Raw genomic sequence first — 323 nt, 5'->3', positions numbered from 1 at the left:
AAAAGGGGGCAGACGATGATCGTTAAGTTTCACCCGCGTGGGCGTGGCGGCGGCGCCGGTCCGGTGGATTATCTGCTCGGTAAAGACCGGCAGCGTGACGGCGCCACTGTCCTGCAGGGGAAGCCGGAAGAGGTGCGGGAGCTTATCGACGTCTCGCCCTACGCCAAAAAATACACCTCCGGCGTGCTGTCTTTTGCCGAAGAGGACTTACCGCCCGGCCAGCGGGAAAAACTGATGGCCAGCTTCGAGCGGGTTCTGATGCCCGGACTCGATAAAGACCAGTACAGCGTGCTGTGGGTTGAGCACCAGGACAAGGGGCGGCT

1 protein-coding gene is annotated in these 323 nt (G+C 61.6%); it reads left to right on the top strand.

All coding sequences use genetic code 11. The features are described 5' to 3' along the window. Positions 1 to 15: 15 nt before the first annotated feature. On the top strand, positions 16 to 323 hold a 308-nt coding region (locus FLQ44_RS17630; protein WP_439144943.1), incomplete at its 3' end, for a hypothetical protein.

Source organism: Vogesella mureinivorans, assembly GCF_007644035.1.
GTDB lineage: Bacteria > Pseudomonadota > Gammaproteobacteria > Burkholderiales > Chromobacteriaceae > Vogesella > Vogesella mureinivorans.
This window is presented reverse-complemented; position numbering and strand designations above follow the sequence as displayed.